We start from the raw sequence: 16029 nt of genomic DNA, 5'->3' as shown, positions 1-16029 counted from the left end.
GAGGTTCTTCAGCTTTTTTAGTCTCTCCGGTAGTCCCGTCTTTCGGATTCTTAACGGATTTTTCATCAGGGGGAGTTATCTTCACCTTAAGGCTTCGGTTTATTTAGTTGAGATATAAAATCCCTGTATGACTCTTTTTTAGCTGAAGCTTTCTGTTCTTCAGCAATTCTGTCTATTTCGGATGATTCATCTGATTTTGAAACTGCGGTAGATCCCTGAGCGTTTACCTCCGAGTCCCCTGTTTCAGAGAATTCTCCTTCATCCATTCCGAAACCAAACGATTCTCTTTCTCCGGAAATTATACTTCTGACTTTACCTGTGACTTTGTTCCTGACAGGCCGAACAGCAAGTACCAATCCGATAATTAAAGCCGGGATCGCAAAAATAAAGAGGTTTCTTCCTTTTTCGGAAGGGTTTCCGTTTTCATTTTCTTGAATACCTGCTGCAGTCTCAGGCACTTCATATGCAGACTTTTCTTCCCGGGAAACCGTCTTAATAACGGTTTTAGGCCTTTCATTAAAGGAAACAACTTCTGGCGACTGGAGCTTTTTTTCAGAACCTGTGATTGAAAAAGGCGAAAATCCGGGCGTTTTAGCTTTGAAATAATAAAATGCTCTATCTTCTCTAACCTGGGTTGTAGGAAGTGCAGTCCAGGAACCTTCACCGTACCTGTGTAAAGTGATAGTAGACAGACTTATGTTGTTGTCCCGTATCCAGGCTTTCTCTATTTTAAACTGTATAGACGCATTTCCGATATTATCAGAGGTTACAGCTCCTCCTGAGCCTACCCAGATATTGAGGTTTTTATAGACCTTTCCTTCAGGAAGGGATGTGACTAAAGTTGATTTTCCTTTGAGCATCTCAACGAATGTACTGACCTTGCCAAAAGACCTCCTGGCATCAAGTTCAATAGATGAAACAACGGTCACGCCCCTCGGAAAAGCAAACTTTACATGAGTGCCGCTGATAACAAATTTCTGGCTGAGCTCTTTGATCTCAACGTTATCCTGATCTTCCGGAGAAACACTTCCTCCACCTCCCCCGGAAGAACTCCTACCTGAGGAACTTCCGCCTGAGGAACTTTCACCTGAACTGTCCTCCTCCTCACTTTCTTCTTCGGGTGCCGATGCAAGGGACATAAGCAACGCTACAAAAGAACCTTCGGAAGAGAGCCCTGTGGAAGAAATTCCCGTAAATTCAAAGGACGAATCAGAAGTGTTGCTACCTGTCGTTAACCTTTCTGTTTCCCCATCGCACCAGCTCATAATTATGAATTTTTCAGGGCCACCATCGGTATCGACATAATCCGGAGGGCCGGTCATGACCAGACTTACATCACTTATATCGATCCCTTCTAACCCATTCTTTTCGATGAGAAGGGAGTATGCAACCCTGTTCAGGGAAAGGGACGAGGCATTAAGTGAATCTTGGATAGCCTGTTCTATGCTGCTGTTCGGAGTTCCGGGCACAGGCCCACAGGTAATCCCGGCGTCAGGATTTAAAAGTGCAGAAAGCTGTCCGTTGAGCCTGGCACTGAACGAAAAGCCAGCAGTTAAATTATCCCCGAGTTTTGACGATTCCAGGGTTTTTTCCAGTTTTGCATACTGGTATTTACCTTTCAGGTTGCCGTCTTCATCCTCCTCGAAACCGCTTTCCGAAAATATGTACAGGTTTATTCCTTCAAGCCGGATCAAAACCGTTTTATCCACTACTTCGACATTTTCATACCCGGATTTGATTACGATTTCCTTTGTATCTTCGTCCAGGCTTACAACATATTTTTCTATTGAAAGGGGAGAGACAAAAGGTTCCGCAACAAAGATTCTGGACGTTTTGTATGCAGATGTTTGACCATTGCTAACCGTTAAATTGACGGTATATTCTCCGGCACTGCGGTATATGTGGTCAACAGAGCCGGTATAGGTGCCGTTTATATTATTTTGTCCGCTCTCAACAGAAGTCCCGTCTCCAAAATCCCAGCTCCACTGAACCGGCCAGACTATGCTCGATGAAGACGCCGTAAAGCGAACCGGAAGAGGAGCAAGTCCCCCCGTAAAATTAGCCGAGAATTCAACGTGGGGGGGTACCCCTGCAGGATTGGAAAGTGGAAGATAGTCAATGTTGTTATTGTTGATAGTATATGTCTGTCTGCAGATGTAGTCTTCACCAACATCAGTGCAGGTCTGGCTAAACCCGGTTCCCTCCGGGGTTTCCCAGTAATTCCCGCCAAGCATGGGGCCGCCAATTATGTTTACTCCCGCTGTTGCCGTCGTACTCCAGGTATTCCCGGAATTGTCCGTTCCCAGGTCCACATTGTTGATGTTGTTGAAGTAATTGTTGTAAATCAGGTTGTCCCCGGAAGAACTGAAGCCGATTCCTGAGACTTCATTTTCTGTAATGGTGTTATTGATGACCGTGTTAGAGTCGGAATCGGAAAGGTATATACCCGAGACTTTATTTTCTGTAATGGTGTTATTGATGACCATGTTAGAGTCGGAATCGGAAAGGTATATGCCGTTATTTGCGCTTTTACCGACAGTATTACCGTCCAGGGTGTTTCCGGAAGACGCCTCAAGGGAGATCCCGTCAAAGTTATTCTGGACAACATTATTCAGTATCCTCGAATTTCCGGTATTGTAGAAAGAAATGCCTCTGGGACTGTCCTTCAGGACCAGATCCTTTACTGTAATGTTATTGCAATTGATACAGTATACTGTTCCGGCATTGGAAGAGGAACCGATTTCTACGTCCGATTTTTCACAAAGATAGTAAACGGGTTTTCCTTCAACGGTATTGCCGGTATCGATTTCGTTCTGAAGGGTGCCGCTATCCTTAAAGTTGTATGTATTTGAAGACATACTGTTATTCAGGAGAGTGTTTCCTTCGGAATTGCTCAGGCAAATTCCTACGGAATTTTTTGATACGAGGTTGTTGCCCAGGATACAGTCCGAAACTCCGTCAAGGTAAATCCCGGACGAAGAATCCGTGCCAGTTGCCCCTGTTATAGAAAATCCCCTGATGACCGCCCCGTTTGAGCGCACGTTGAATATATGCGTTTCCGGATTACTTGCAGTGACCACCGTATTTTGGGGCAGTTCTGATATGGCTGCTATGGCAAGTTCCTTTGAAATCTCTACGTTTTCACTGTAAGTTCCCGGATAAACCGCAACCGAATAGCCGCTGGATGAGGCGCTTACAGCGTCCTGAATTCTTGTATATCCTTTTTCACCCGAAGGATCGACTATGACTGTCCGGGCAAGGGGGAGGTAGTCTACATTGCCGTTTGCACCTGTGCCGGTGAGATTGTACTCAACATCAAGGAAACCATCCCCGGTAAGGTCGCGGCTGACCTGGCTGAGCCCCGTACCGTCGGGTCTTGCCCAGAAATTGCCTCCGACAAACGGGCCATCGACTACGTTTACCTGTTCGGCTTTAGTTGTGCTCCAGCTGTTTCCTGTATTCGACCCCTCAAAATAGGTGTTCTCGGTATTACTGAAGTAATTGTTAAATATACGGTTGGAATTGGAATTGCTCAGGCAGATCCCGCGGCTGTTGCTTGTGATCCTGTTGCCTTCAGTCACCCGGTTGTCCCCGGAAGAACTCAGATAAATTCCGTAAAGCGTATTCGAACTTATAGTATTGTTCTTGAGATTATTGCTGTTGCTGGCAGCGCTGAGATAGACCCCGTGACCCCCGTTAGCATCTACTACGTTATTCTCCAGGCTGTTGCCTATGCACTGGTTGTCTAACAGGAAACCCGCTCTGGTATTCGAACTTGCCAGGTTTCCGCTAAGGATATTGGTGTTACTATTGTCTTTCAGCCAGATGCCGTTCCGATAGTTAGAAAAAACCGTATTGTCTGTAAGTTTGTTATTAACCGAACTCAGCAGGCAGATGCCCGTGCCCGAGTTTGAGCTTACCTTATTATTACTCAGAACGTTACTTGCTGAGTTGTCCAGATAGATTCCCGTGTCCGAGTTTGAACTCACCGTATTATTACTCAGGATGTTACTTGCTGAGTTGTCCAGGTAGATTCCATACCAGTTGCCGGATATGATATTGTCTTCTACGGTACAGCTTTTCGCTCTGGTGAGGTAAATCCCGGCGTAAGGAGATTTTTGATTTGCCCCGCTAATAGTAAAACCGCTGATTTTTACATTACTTGCATTCACATAGAAAACGTGGTCTCCCGAAGAAGAAGCTCGGACAACAGTATCAAGAGGATTTCCTGAAGACGACCTGATTGTCAACTGCCTGTAAACGTCCACGTTCTCAACATGAGTGCCGGGATAAACAACTATAGTAGCCCCATCACTCGAAGCGTCGATTGCTGCCTGAATTGTGCCGAAGAACTCCCCTGTATCCAGGTTTTGTACCGAATCGTTGGACCAGGTGCTATTGCTCCCAATATCCGCACCTACGTATTGTACCAGTGGCAGCAACGCCATACAGGTCAGTGCAAATAAAACGAAGTACCTGTTTTTTGCGAAAGAAACCATTAACCATCCACCTACCCATTCCACTGTGTATTTTGAAAGTTTAAGATCAGCATGAAATACAATTTTTTATAAGTCCCATCCCAAATTGACTATATAGTATTATAGCAATTATGAGATCAGTGATAGGTATATATCTTTTAATAAAATATGGCTCTCTATACAAACTAAATCCTTATTTATCACTTTTCTATGGTTAGTTTGATTAAAATATATTGTACTACAATAAGTAATTTACATCTAAATAAATTGATCGTTTCTAACGAAACAAATACCCAGTTGGGTTAATTCTTGAAAAGAAGGAATTTTTTTGAGAACTCAGACCAAAATAAGTAAAAAGCTGTAGGAAACCGATTTACACTAGCAGTTCAGGGAATAGTTATGTTTCCTGAAGTCTCGCTGAGCTTTGAAACCATGCCGGTATCGTCTGTGACTTCAAGGTCAATTGTGAAGGGAGTGTCAAGGAGGTTCAGAGCAGGTCTTACCTTGACCCCTCTCAGAGGCGTATCTCCTTCATCAAAACCATACACCTTTGCACCTGTACCGTTATAGATCGCCCATCCGTAGCCAGTTATAAACCCGTCGGAGTCCGGGTCATAGGAGCCTGAAGCATCGAACAGGAGATACTGATCAACACTGCCATTCGGTCTCAATTCGCTTTTGTACTGTACTTCAGCAAGAGGTACGGGAGGCACAAACATTTTCTTATACACGTTTATCCTGTCCGATATGATTTCAACGGTTATTGGGTCGTTTTTTGACACCTGCATGGGTCCCATGTTACCGTTAAGGAAGGTTGTGTATTCGACGGTATAATTTGTACCGGGTACAAAGCTATCGTTAAGAAGGGTGAGAATAGAACTGTTTTCGTCTACAGTAAAATCGGAACCGTAATTAAAAGAAGCAGTAGAATTGTAAACCTTCACCAGGTAACTGAAGTCTGAGTATGCTTTATCAGGAAAGTTACTTAAAGATACATTTACAGGTGAAGAGGACCCTGGGGTTATATTCTCGGAAGTATGGATACCGCCGATATGTATCTGCCGGGCTTTCCCGGCAGGAATTTCTGCTCTGCGTCTGGAATCAAAGATCATTGGATAATCGGTACCGCTTATCAGGAATGGCTCCATGTTTTCGTCTATGAGGAAATAGTTCATCATATAGTTCCCGTTTATACTGACGGCGCTTACCCTGGAATCGAGGATATCAAGGTTAAGGACGGTAATATTAAGGGAATCCCAGTAGGAAGAGTAGAGAGGGTAATCGGAAGCTTTGGGCTGAATGGATACTATTTTCAGGTTTTCGCTCTCTGAAGCCTCAATTGCGCTCTGCCGATCCATTGCATTTTTTTGTGCCACCGAAATCGAAAGTGCAAGCGCGGATACAACTGTAATTGTCACGAGGATGATGAGCAGCGTTCCGAACACGACAGTTGCCGCTCTCTCGTCCTGAAAAAGCCCTCTACCCTTAAAAGACATGTTTAAAAAAGATATATTTTAAGATTATATATCTTTCCACAATAATCTCTATAGTATACTGAGGTTCTATCATGAATATATGTGAAAAGAATATAAACCAGAAATACATGGAAAAATAACAATGTTGCTCAAAAGTTTAGGATTGGGGGAACTTCCTGACAATTCCTTACTGCTTGTTGAAGAAGACCTTGGAGAGACCAAATCCATCTTTCTTCAGCGGTTAGTACTCGATTACCTGAAAAAAGGACAGAAAGTTCTGTATATTTCCACTAAACGCTCGGCAGAGGAGATACTTGAAGAGATAGGGTTTATCGGGTCGAAAGGTGAGGAAATAGAAGAACTGACTGTTCATGGGGACTTAGAAAGCAGAGAATCCCTTGTTGAGATTTGTAACTCTCTTTCAGCACAGGGTGATGCCGGACCCGTAAATATCTGCGTTGTTGATACATTTTCCTTCCTTTTCATGGAAGAGAGCCTGCACGACCTTATCAATGACCTGAAATTGCTTCTGAAGACGAGCAGAAAATGCAATATCACATTCTATCTCGCTTCGGATATGGGAGTGCTTCAGGGAAGAGAAGAACATATCCTGCGTTCCATGGTAGACGGGATAATCCAGTTCCGGACCGAGTACCCGGCAGGAAAGGTTAACAGGTTCATTAACATCCCTAAAATGAAAAGGGTCCCTCCTATTGAAAGGCTGATACCCTACAAGATAAAAGAGGGCACTATTTCTCCGGATACGAGGGAAAGGGTCGGTTAAGGGTTTACTACCGATGAGGGTTTACTACCAAATAGTTAGGATTTTTTTGCCTTATATGGCTCTTTCAGAAACAAAAAATTGAGTTACAACAATTAAGTTTAAACAAAAGGAGCAACTTCAAAAACTGAAATGGACTGGAAACTGTCCATGCGACGCGGTTTTTGACCACAGTTTTGCGTTATCTTCTCCGTCATTTTTTTTGTCCGGAACTATCTTTTATCTAACTATCTTTTGCCCCTCACTGCACATCAGAGTTGTTGAACTGTCACAGTCGTGGAGTTGTAAGACCTTCCAACCGTGGCTTTAACTATGTAGACTCCTCCCTTTTGTGAGGGGACCGGTTTAACCCTGATTATTCCTTCGTTATTTGTTGTCCCGCTGCTGACCGAACCCGCCGGGGAAATGCTCATTTTGACCTCTACGTTCTTGGCCGGGTTTCCTTCCGTATCGGTGACATTAAAAACTACAGGTTCCCTGGGTGGTATACCTGACATAACTATCTGGTCTCCGCCGGATTCGACTGCAATATTATAAGTCTCAAGAGGAGCCACGGGCAGGATAATCATCACGCAGGCAATATAGCTGGCTGCAAGCAAAAGGTTCGTATGCTTAAGGCCCTGCTTCAGATCTCCTTCGGTGATCATCCCGATAATCATGCCCCCAAAAAGTGCATTAAGGGTGATCATGTGGAAAAAACCCTGCTTGAAGTCAATGTCCGAAACTCCCTGTCCTCCTAGCATTGCCATGCCTGTCCCCTGGATAAGGGGCAGCAGGGAAGTTGAGAGGATGTATACGAGCATGACCATTATACCCTGAGCGAGATAGAAAACTACGGCATACTGCTTCAGGTTGTTTTCTTTTTCCCTTTCAAGCGAAATGACGGCACGCATATCCTCTGAGGTTCTGAAGACAAGGTCAGCTACATTTCCGCCTGTATGTGCTGCTTCGACAATGATATTAATGTACTTCGCAACCAGCTTGCTGCCGATTGCCTCATTCAGCCGGTTCATAGAGTACTCAAGGGAGTGCCCCAGTACCAGAAATGAAGCACAGTCCTGGACTTCCTTTTTGATTGCCCCCAGTTCCCCTCTGGAAAGGGCTATTACTCCTTTGACCGGGTCTATGCCCCCCCGCATCAGCTCGGAAAGTTTGTAGAGGAAATCACTGAAGGCAACTTCCTGTTTTCTAAGCTTTCTTTTTTGCATTAAGACATCAATAGAATAGGGCAACGTTGCAATTATGAAAGCAATGATAAGCATCTGGTCCATATCAGCTTTGGATTTTTCTTCCACAGGCAAAGTTCCTGCTCTCGACACATTTTCTTCCACTACTGCTGTGCTCTCACCATTTTCCTGGGCTTCCATTGCTTCCATTTCTGCTACAAGCTGCTCGTATGCATCCAGTTTTTCCGCAGCTTCCCCGCTTGCAGAACTACCTGTTTCTCCCACAGGAAAAGTGTGCCCTGTAAACAGGGCAAACGAAAGGAAGAGGATTGCGAGAAAAATAGGCAACCCCAGGGTTACATGTTCCCTTTTGATGTTGAACCTGACCTTTGTGACGAAAAGATAACGCTCGATAATCAGTTTTTTTTCCGTGAGATTCAAATTCATACGACACTCCTCGAGTATTTCATCCAGAGCATGAGGATAAACATGAGATTTATGAAAGGCAGTGCGAAGTAGACGAAGAAGTTAAACAACTGGCGCGGGGTCATTATCTTAAGGTCGATCCCGAGGGCGCTGCAGATTACGATCATGAGCACCACAAGCACCACACTCATAACTATGCCGCTGAGGTAGCCTTCCCCATAGATGGAAAGCGAGTCGACAAAAGCCTTCTGGGCCTGCCGGCGCATCTCCATGAGCTCTTTTGATTTCAATTCAAGGTAGGCCTGCAGCCCTCCTCCTGCCTGCATGGCATTGGAAATATCTATGCAGACCGCCCTGAGGTGTTCGGAAGAAGTATTCTGGATCAGGTATGACATCGCAGTATTCCCGTCTTCCCCGAGGGCGTCAATCCTGTACATTACTTTGGAAAGCTCTCTGGAAATTTCCCCGTAGTCCTCCGCAGCTACCCGCCTGATTACGTCCAGAGGAGAGGAACCTCCGCTTGCAAGAACTGACATGTAGCTTAGCGCAAAAGGGATCTCATGCTGGATATTCATATTTTTGTTTGAGACCTTGTTGTATAGAGCAAAAGGAAAACCTCCGAGGCTCAGCCCTAAAGTGAGAAACGTAAGGGAGAAGACGTAAACAAAAGCGTTCGGCATGCCGTAAAACAAAACAGTGGAGATGACGAACATAAAAACCGCGACAAACAGAGAGGTTATGATTGCAAGGGAGATAAACATCCCCGGAGTTATCTCTATGTCTGCCTGATACAGAGACTTTGCAAGGTCAGTATTTGGTTTTCGGTCGAAATAAATCCCGAAACGATAGCAGAAATGTTTATATCTTTCAGCAAGGTTCGGTTTTGCTTTATGGCCTGCAGGCTTACCAACTGAAGTGTTTCCGGTCTGAGATTCCGTGCCTTCGGAAACCCCTTTTTTCTTTTTGATTTTTTTCATGAACCCGAAGGACTTAAAGGGCTTTTTTTGACCTTTTCCCTTGCTTTTTCCGGCATTTACGCCGCCGGTACTTCCAGCGGTGCTTTCAATACCTTCAGAGTGATCTTCAGTACTTTCGGAACTTTTTTCTCCGAAGGCTTCCTTTTCCGGGCCATTTTCGGAAGGGTCGGAAAGTAAACCGGGCTCGTTCACTTCTTATCCTCCTGTGCATTCTGCATCCTTACATAGTCCTTGACTGCACTGGCCACTTTTGCGTAATCTACGATGTCGTTCTCGTGGAGCCATTCAAGCACTCTGGCACGGGTGTACATTTCCTCGACAAGCTCCTCTTCAGGGATCCCGAACTCTTCCTCGATGTCCGCAAACATCGCGCTGCTCCCGCCGAACTCGTACGTATCGTCCGCAGCATTCCACTTGAAGACCGGGTTCGTTACCAGGTCGCCTTTTTCGGGGTCAAGCTCCACGATTTCTACGATGCGCATAACTCTTCTTATGAAGTGCTCCCCGTGCTTGACCATGGCATTGAAGATCACGACGTCCAGACTTGCAAAAAGGTTTCTGGGCACGTTCATTGGCTCGGACTCCACCCTTGAGAGCAGTTCATGAATGCTCCCTGCGTGGATTGTCCCCATGCAGGGGTGCCCAACCGAGATTGCCTGGAAAAGGGTACTTGCTTCCTCTCCCCGGACTTCACCCACGAAGATGTATTCGGGACGCTGCCTGAGGGCGGCTTTCAGGAGGTCATAAAGTTCGATGTCCCCTTTAGCCTTGCCCCCTCCTTCATTTCCTCCGAATCCGATCCTGGTAACGGACTGCGTCCAGTTAGGGTGCATGAGGTTCAGTTCTGCAGTATCTTCTATGGATACTATCTTGTACTCATGGGGAATGAAAATGCCAAGCGCATTGAGGGTGGTGGTCTTTCCCGAAGCCGTCCCCCCTGCTGCAAGGATTGAACGCTTGCGTTCGATAATTACCCAGAGGTAGGCGAGCATGAGGGAGTCAAAGGTTTTGTACTTCATAAGGTCGACACAGGAAATAGGGTTGGACTTAAAACGCCTTATTGTAAAAGTCGAGCCTTTCTTTGTGACCTCCCGCCCAAGGGTCAGGTTTGCACGGCTCCCGTCAGGAAGGGTTGCGTCCCTGATCGGCTGGAGGAGAGAGATGTGCCTTCCCGAAATCTGGGCGATCTTCATGACAAAATTATTGAGCTCTACTTCCTCAAAAGTAACATCGGACTTGATGGACCCGTAGAACCTGTGGTTGATATAAACATAAGTACCGGGCCCGTTGCAGGTGATATCTTCCACATAGGGCTCATTCATAAGGATGTCAATTTTCCCGTACCCCATGTATTTTTTCATAAGGTAGTAGAACATCTTATCCTTCTGGAACTGAGTAAGGTCAAGCCTGTAGATCCTGAGAATCAGCAAAAAACGGTCCTCTAACGCCTTCATCCTCTTTTTTTCATCCACAATCAGAATTTCCGAAGAACTCATCCTCTCAAAGGCCTTTTCGATGATGTCCAGATATTCCTTTTCTCCTTTATTCATAGGGGGTTCGATCCCTTCATGGACGAGCTCCTCTCCATTAAAATAGACCCGAGCATACTGGAAAGGCGCCTTTACCTCGTAAGTCACATCAATTTCCCTGAGAGGGATCCCGTATTTCGGGGTCGAAATTTCTCCCGGATCAAAGCCAGGGTCTTCTGAGTCCTCGAATCCGGGATTCAAAAGCTTCCCGGCACCCTTCTTAAGGTTGACCTCTACCTCCCCAACATCCGTATCAAGCACGACACTCTCAGTCTCGGAGGACTTGCCCTTCTTAGACCCTTTTTTTTTAAACAGGTTTTTCAGACTGAACTTCGGCTTTTTCTTCTGCGAAGGGATACCGGGCTTAATGATTTTTTCGGAAGCTTCCGGCTCAACAGGCTTCATAAGGCCGTTTTCCGAAGAGTCCACAGCCTCGGCTACATCCGAGGAGGTTGAAACTTCCTGGGCAGCAGGCACCTTTTTTTTGAAGAATTTTCCTGCGCCGGCCCCGAAATCAGCCAATCTTTCTCCTCCTCAGAAACATGCGCGTCGTGAAATTGATCAGCATGACTATAAGGATCAATACGAAGGCAGCCCCGAAACTTTCGGAAGGCGATACCATATTCGGGAACTCAAACCCGTGATAAACCGTTATCGGGAGAGCCGCCACAAGGTCCTGGAAAGGATAAATTTTTACCCCGAAGATGAACTTATCATTGGGGACAACTTTCCATTCCGGGAAAAACTGAGAGTAGCCGGCTGTCAGCACAACCACTGCGGACTCTTCGGCAGCCCTCCCGATGCTTAGCAATATACCTGTAATAATCCCTAGGATAGCGTAAGGAAGAGAAATTTTACTGATGGTCTCCCACTTGGTCGCTCCAAGGGCATAGCTTGCATCTTCAAGTTCCAGCGGGACGCTGTCAAGGGCATTTTCAGTTGCTTTTTCCATGACAGGCAGGACAAGTATTGCAAGGGCTATTGTCCCTGAGATTAAAGAAAATCCCCCTGTAAAGTACTTCATCTGGATGGCAAGGAAAAGAAACCCGAAAAGCCCGAGCACAATGGAAGGAGTGCCTGAAAGAACCTCAAGCAAAAAGCTCAGTGAACTGGTAAAAAACCCTTCCTTTGCGTACCTTTTCAGGTAAATTGCAGTCCCTATTGCAAAAGGGATGGCAAGCAGGGGAGAAAGGGTTGATAGCAGGATAGTCCCTACAATGGCATTCCCTATGGCTCCTCCAAAGCCAAAGACTTGGGACTCGGAAGAAAATACAAACTCGGGAGTTAGCGAAGGAATTCCTTTGATTGCTATTATCCCGATTATGAATAAAAGGACCAAGACTACGGTTGCTGCTGAAAAGTAGGATATCCCCATGAAGATATTGCCCTTCAGAATTCTAAAATTCGTGCTGTTCAATACTTACACCTCCTCACAAGTAATTTTGCAAATCCTGCAAGGAGGATTTCAAGCGCAAAAAGGACCGCTGCAATCCCGAAAAGGGCACTCAGGACGTCTGGATTTCCTATATTCTCCCCTACACTTGTTACAATTTTGGTAGTCATGGGGAGGGTGTAGCCAAATATTGAGGACGGGATTCGGTTTATATTCCCAATTAGCATAACTACAGCCATCGTTTCTCCCATAGCTCTCATTATTCCGAGCACGACCGCAGAAAGTATGCCTCCGGAAGCTGCAGGCAGTACCACGTGCCTAATAGTCTCCCACTTCGTTGCCCCTAGGGCAAAGGAGGCTTCCCTATATACTCCAGGGACTGCCCGGATAGAGTCTTCCGAAATTGTAATGATAGTGGGCAATATCATTATGGAGAGTACGACAGAGGATAAAAAGACCCCATCGCCCTGCCCAGGGGTCGTATCTCTCATAAAAGGGATGAAATAAAAAATGCTGCTGATTATGGGGTCTACATGCTTCAGGATGTCTGCAAGGACATAAAGCCCGAATATCCCGTAGACCACTGAGGGAATCCCCACGAGCAGCTCTATAAGAGGACGAAAAACCGAAACTACTTTCGGAGATGCAAACTCTGAGAGGAATATGGCAGTAAAGATGCTGGGGGGCACAGCAAGGATGATGGTAACTGCAGTTATAATGAGAGTCCCCACAATAAAATTTCGAATCCCGAAATTTCCATTGTTCCAGGAGTCTCCGGTAATAAAATTGATTATCCCCTGGCTTTCAAAAACAGGAATTGCAGAGTAAAATATGAAACCAACAAAATACAGGATAAAGACCGCTGTCAGGAGGACGATTCCAAGAAAAAAAGCATGAGGCAGTTCATCAGGAATTTTGTTTCCAGTATATTTTATTTTTTTCTCAAATTTTACGGGAAAGCTATTTTCCGTATATTTTGTTTTTTTCTCAAATTTAACCATTAGAAACCTCAAACAAGTTTTCGGAAAAGAAAAAAAATGGTTTGTGTTCAGTAACACAAACCAGTGGTTTAACAAATTTACTGGTAATCGTATGCGCTGAATGTCCCTGCTTCGTGGAAGAAGTCAATCGCTCCAGGGCTCATGGCGAAGTTGATAAAGCTCTGCTCGGTTGAAGATGGGCTTCCAAGAGTACAGTAGTACAGGTTTCTGCAAAGACCGGTTGGGAAGTCTGCTGTACCTGTTCCGGTTGATTTTACTTTTAATGCAGCTTTGATATTCGTTGGGGTTATTTCAGCCTGTGTGCAGCCAAGACCAATTAAGTGAAGCTCTGTAGAGTCGTCGGAGTTATAAAATCCGTAGTCTACGAAACCGATTGTAGGTGTTGAAGCTGACTTAACCGCGCTATACACATCACCATTTGAAGCTTTGCCGAGTGCTTCTGTACCGTCTATGAATGTTTTGCTACCGTCACCAATGTATTCTGAGAAAGTTTCCTCAGTGCCGCTTGCAGAAGATCTCTGTAAGACTGTCAATGCGGCACCAGTTGAGGCTGTAAGGGTATCGTCATATTCAGCTACACCCTCAACAGCAGCGGTGTAAATTGCTTTCATATTTGCCTGCTGAGCAGCCGCGTCAGCGCCGGGTACTTCAATTGCGGTCACTTCGTTACTACCAATAAGCACCACTGCACTACCACCAATCTCAAAGACCTGTAAATCTGGGTGGTCTGCTTTTGCAATTGCGCTAGAGGAAGAACCAATATCCAGCACTCCTTTCTCTGCACCGGAAACTCCAGCACCGGAACCGCCGCCCTGAACATTGACTTTTATTCCCTTGTGTTCTTCCATGTAAGCATCTGCGAGAACCTCAGAGACTGGCTGGACAGTGGTAGAACCACCAATTAAAAGTTCTGTCGAAGAAGCACCGGAAGTTTCGCCTGCGCTTGCTTCATCCGAGACATCGCTGCTGAATGCACCGAGTAATGCACCGACTGCTGCTGCGCCGATGATTGCGACAACAACCAGTACGAGTGTTGCTACGACTGGAGATACTGCTTTATCGTTCTTAAATACCATAATTTATTACCTATGGGTCCTATTTTTTGATATAATTTTTAGGACTTATGCACTTGAGACCTAAACCAAGCACCTGTGAGTTTTCGAGATATGGTAAATTGATCTGGTTTGGTTTACGTAAATTGAGGGTTTAATGCATTGAGTTCTCAGTTCAACTGCATAGTCCTGAAGGTTCCGTAAGTGTCGAGTTAACAACTGGAGGTTGCTGACCCCCCACTTAGGGAGCTAAATTTTTTGCTCAGTCCTATAATTTTATTGGGTCTATATAACGTTTGCACAAAGGGTATACATAAACGCATTTTTGATATAGAACACACTGATTTCTATATAGGTGTGTATAGGAAGGAATTAGATATGTAAAACAAGAATCCAGAGGCAAAATCAACATCAAAAGAATAGATCATCTTTGGGAAAAAGGGTTTAAAGGCAGGAAAAAATTTGTGTGTTTCATATAGGAAATTCCTGGGGAAATACGGGAAACTCTGTTAAAATTCAGTGGAGAGGGGATGCGGGAAAAAGGCATGAAATAGCCCTTCAACCCACTCCACAAGTAAAAGAAGTTGAAAAATGAGAGAAACATCTTTTCAGATATTTTTCATGCGTTTTTTACCAGGCGGAAACCGAGGCAGCTAACCTTTGCATCTACAGAGTTGCTCCCGCGGAAACTGCTTGTACAGAGGTTGGGACCGTCAAGCCAGCTGCCTCCTCTCCCCACAAAAGCTGTTTGGTTTTTGTCTGACCAGGCGCTGCCGTCGGAGGGAGCACCTTCATAATTGCTGTGCCAGCTGTCCTGGGTCAGCTCCCAGAGGTTGCCGTGCATGTCGTAGAGTCCCCAGGGGTTCGGGAGCTTCTGCCCTACAGGGTGTGAGGTCCCGTTAGCATCATAGCCTGACCAGCCGTATTCGATGAGGTCTTCATTTTCGTCCCCGAAAGAGAAGCGTGTGGTAGTCCCTGCCCTGCAGGCGTATTCCCATTCGGCTTCAGTCGGGAGGCGGTATGTATTCGAGCCTTCTTTGAGGTTTAACTTGAGGATAAACTGCTGTGCTTCGGACCAGAGCACGCTGTCCACGGGCAGGTCTTCGCCCTTGAAATATGAGGGGTTGTAGCCCATGACCTCAGTCCATTCTTTCTGGGTGACCTCATACTTTGACATGTAAAACGGCTCCCGTATGGTCACGTTGTGGACAGGGGAATCGAAATCAAACATTTTTCCCTCATATGAAGGAGATCCCATCCGGAACTCTCCTGCCGGGATAAGTACAAATTCCATGCCGAGAGAATTGGTATAGTTTTTCGGAAGCTCCTGGGGTTCATTATCGATACAACCCGAAAAGCCCACAATACAAACGAAAAGAAGGAAAACCGGAATTAACCTCAATAACTTTCGTTTTGGGGATAAAGACATTGCTTCAACACCTTTTCTGTTGCTATTATTTTGCAGGACCCATATACAGGCACCTGTTAACGTCATGACTCCTTAACCGTCTCCAGAGGCGTAGAGAGCCCGAATAAGAGGTCTACGGAAGCTTCAGGGACATGGATCCAAAAACAAATCAGTTGAATACAAACTAATTAAATCCGAAACTCATCGAATCCAAAACTCATATGTATCTGGACTCTCTGCTATTTATAAAATTTAAAAGTATTTAAAAGTATCAGGTATTATATACTTTTTTATCAATTGTATAGAAAATTCTGACGCGGAAAGGTTTCATACATATAATTTT

The 16029-nt window shown here is 45.3% G+C and carries 10 protein-coding genes; 1 reads left to right on the top strand and 9 read right to left on the bottom strand.

Translation table 11 applies throughout. The annotated features are described in order from the left end of the window. Positions 1-86: 86 nt before the first annotated feature. Both MA_RS24730 and MA_RS16220 read right to left on the bottom strand, forming a co-directional pair. A complete protein-coding gene (locus tag MA_RS24730; RefSeq protein WP_052279190.1) occupies positions 87-4499 on the bottom strand; it encodes a NosD domain-containing protein in 4413 nt (1470 codons plus the stop codon). Between the two features lie 365 nt (positions 4500-4864). Then, the gene (locus MA_RS16220; protein ID WP_011023039.1) at positions 4865-5974 is read right to left on the bottom strand and encodes a hypothetical protein; all 1110 of its coding nucleotides are present in this window, start codon (positions 5972-5974) and stop codon (positions 4865-4867) included. Between the two features lie 121 nt (positions 5975-6095). Here MA_RS16220 and MA_RS16215 point away from each other — a divergent pair, with 121 nt between their 5' ends. After that, on the top strand, positions 6096-6737 hold the full coding sequence (locus MA_RS16215; RefSeq protein ID WP_011023038.1) for an RAD55 family ATPase: 642 nt from the start codon (positions 6096-6098) through the stop codon (positions 6735-6737). A 248-nt stretch (positions 6738-6985) separates the two neighbouring features. Here MA_RS16215 and MA_RS16210 read toward each other — a convergent pair whose 3' ends face one another. The 7 genes from MA_RS16210 to MA_RS16180 all read right to left on the bottom strand — a co-directional run bounded on the left by MA_RS16210 (position 6986) and on the right by MA_RS16180 (position 15773). Continuing rightward, positions 6986-8347 carry a type II secretion system F family protein gene (locus MA_RS16210; protein ID WP_011023037.1) on the bottom strand — a complete coding sequence of 454 codons (1362 nt, stop codon included), beginning with the start codon at positions 8345-8347 and terminating at the stop codon, positions 6986-6988. Further along, the gene (locus tag MA_RS16205) at positions 8344-9495 is read right to left on the bottom strand and encodes a type II secretion system F family protein (protein WP_011023036.1); all 1152 of its coding nucleotides are present in this window, start codon (positions 9493-9495) and stop codon (positions 8344-8346) included. Before MA_RS16205 ends, MA_RS16210 begins: the two co-directional genes overlap by 4 nt. After that, complete coding sequence (locus MA_RS16200) at positions 9492-11354, bottom strand: type II/IV secretion system ATPase subunit (RefSeq protein ID WP_011023035.1); 1863 nt, start codon at positions 11352-11354, stop codon at positions 9492-9494. Before MA_RS16200 ends, MA_RS16205 begins: the two co-directional genes overlap by 4 nt. Then, on the bottom strand, positions 11347-12249 hold the full coding sequence (gene pstA, locus MA_RS16195) for a phosphate ABC transporter permease PstA (RefSeq protein WP_011023034.1): 903 nt from the start codon (positions 12247-12249) through the stop codon (positions 11347-11349). Before pstA ends, MA_RS16200 begins: the two co-directional genes overlap by 8 nt. Continuing rightward, positions 12246-13226 carry a phosphate ABC transporter permease subunit PstC gene (gene pstC / locus MA_RS16190; RefSeq protein WP_157860284.1) on the bottom strand — a complete coding sequence of 327 codons (981 nt, stop codon included), beginning with the start codon at positions 13224-13226 and terminating at the stop codon, positions 12246-12248. The genes pstA and pstC overlap by 4 nt, the downstream gene beginning before the upstream one ends. Before the next feature lie 77 nt (positions 13227-13303). After that, a complete protein-coding gene (locus MA_RS16185) occupies positions 13304-14302 on the bottom strand; it encodes an extracellular solute-binding protein (RefSeq protein ID WP_011023032.1) in 999 nt (332 codons plus the stop codon). A 595-nt stretch (positions 14303-14897) separates the two neighbouring features. Next, positions 14898-15773, bottom strand: coding sequence for a formylglycine-generating enzyme family protein (locus MA_RS16180; RefSeq protein WP_011023031.1), 876 nt, complete (start codon positions 15771-15773; stop codon positions 14898-14900). Between the last annotated feature and the right edge of the window lie 256 nt (positions 15774-16029).

It is taken from the genome of Methanosarcina acetivorans C2A, assembly GCF_000007345.1.
Classification (GTDB): domain Archaea; phylum Halobacteriota; class Methanosarcinia; order Methanosarcinales; family Methanosarcinaceae; genus Methanosarcina; species Methanosarcina acetivorans.
The sequence above is the reverse complement of the archived record's forward strand: the minus strand, read 5'-3'. Positions and strand labels throughout refer to the sequence as shown.

Bases quoted from the DNA above. Each gene is read 5' to 3' on its own strand.
- MA_RS16220 (WP_011023039.1), bottom strand. From the start codon at position 5,974: ATGTCTTTTAAGGGTAGAGGGCTTTTTCAGGACGAGAGAGCGGCAACT.
- MA_RS16185 (WP_011023032.1), bottom strand. From the start codon at position 14,302: ATGGTATTTAAGAACGATAAAGCAGTATCTCCAGTCGTAGCAACACTC.
- MA_RS16215 (WP_011023038.1), top strand. From the start codon at position 6,096: ATGTTGCTCAAAAGTTTAGGATTGGGGGAACTTCCTGACAATTCCTTA.
- MA_RS24730 (WP_052279190.1), bottom strand. From the start codon at position 4,499: ATGGTTTCTTTCGCAAAAAACAGGTACTTCGTTTTATTTGCACTGACC.
- pstC (WP_157860284.1), bottom strand. From the start codon at position 13,226: ATGGTTAAATTTGAGAAAAAAACAAAATATACGGAAAATAGCTTTCCC.
- MA_RS16210 (WP_011023037.1), bottom strand. From the start codon at position 8,347: ATGAATTTGAATCTCACGGAAAAAAAACTGATTATCGAGCGTTATCTT.
- MA_RS16180 (WP_011023031.1), bottom strand. From the start codon at position 15,773: ATGACGTTAACAGGTGCCTGTATATGGGTCCTGCAAAATAATAGCAAC.